At 31.6% G+C, this 1,398-nt stretch carries 3 protein-coding genes; all 3 read left to right on the top strand.

Annotation, left to right across the window (positions count from 1 at the left end):
• On the top strand, positions 1–328 hold a 328-nt coding region (locus DW059_RS16025; RefSeq protein WP_158552145.1), incomplete at its 5' end, for a hypothetical protein.
• A 48-nt stretch (positions 329–376) separates the two neighbouring features.
• Complete coding sequence (locus DW059_RS15485) at positions 377–1,087, top strand: hypothetical protein (RefSeq protein WP_117699381.1); 711 nt, start codon at positions 377–379, stop codon at positions 1,085–1,087.
• Between the two features lie 63 nt (positions 1,088–1,150).
• Entirely contained in the window at positions 1,151–1,393 is a 243-nt protein-coding gene (locus DW059_RS15480; protein ID WP_117699380.1) for a hypothetical protein, read from the top strand.
• Positions 1,394–1,398: the final 5 nt, after the last annotated feature.

The following is a 1,398-nucleotide window of genomic DNA, read 5'->3' as shown; positions in this document are numbered from 1 at the left end:
AGAAGATTGGCTTAATTATACAGTAAATGATATCAATAGAATTATAGGACAAGGTGAAGAAGGGTTTTATAGTTTTAAATTTACTCGTAACTATGAAGAACTTCAATTGGAAATTTCAAAAGAAATACTAAATGGAAAAACAACAACACATACAGCACTCGTTATGTCATTGATATATGATTCGGAAATATATCAGGTACTGAATGGAAAAACAGATTGGGCAATACACATTGTTGGAAAAGATTTAGAAACAGGTGGTGAATTAATGAATATAAATTTCCCGGAAGAGGGATATCATATATCTATTGAAAATTGGGACAATATGTAGGCCGGTAATTCTTTTATACAAAAGATAGGAAAGTGAAGATACATAATAATGAAAAAGAAAAATGTAGTGGGGATAATCATTATAGCATTGTTTGCAATTGGAATAGTGGCTGCACTGATAGTATATAAAAAGATGCAGATGGTGCCGGAAAAATCACAGGTCGGGGAAGAACCGGAGACAGTAGTATTAAGTGCAGATGAGAATCCGTTCGGAATAGAGATAAAAAAGATAAATGAAGACTATGATTTGACAAGAAATTATTATAAAGATTATGACAATACAGGACTACAAAAGTATATCATTCCAGTTATTTTTACAGATAAAAGGACGTATATTGCCGAGATGAGAGAGTCCGGATATTGCCAATATGGATATGAAAGTAAAGAAGAGGGACTGGTTGCAGAGATAACAGAGCAGCAGCGAAAAAATTGGCTGGAGTTAACAGAAAAGGATATAAAAAGAGTAATAGAACAAAATAAGGATGAAGAATTATATCATTTTAGAATTAGTGATGATTACAAAATACTTTATCTGGATGTATCAAAAGAAATATTAAACAGTCAAAGTACCTTTACGGAAAAGATGAGCTCACTTATGACTTTGACATATGATTCAGAAATATATCATGTATTGAATGGAAACAAAGACTGGTCATTACAGATTATCGTAACTGATATGGAAACAGGAAAGGAATTGGAAAATATAAAATTCCCAGATGAGGATTATAACTTATCAATTGAAACCTGGGACAACCTGTAAAAATAGGTGGAGCATCAATTGCAACTGCTGCTGTATTACCATAAGAAAATGGAGGAAATAAGAATGAAGAAGAAAAACATAATGGGAATTATAGTGATAGCAATATTAGTGATAGGAATTGTGGCAGCGCTTGTAATATATAAAAAGGAGCAGGCAATACCGGAGAAAACAGAAACAGGAGAAGAAGAGGATACAATTATATTAAGTGCAGATGAAAATCCGTTTGGAATGGAAATAAAAAAAATAAATGAAAATTATGATTTGACGAAGAATTATTACAAAAATTACGATAACACAGGATTATAGAAATT

Source organism: Roseburia sp. AF42-8 (genome assembly GCF_003435965.1).
Lineage (GTDB): Bacteria > Bacillota > Clostridia > Lachnospirales > Lachnospiraceae > Roseburia_C > Roseburia_C amylophila.
Note: the sequence above shows the minus strand (reverse complement) of the source record. Positions and strands in the feature narration are given on the sequence as shown.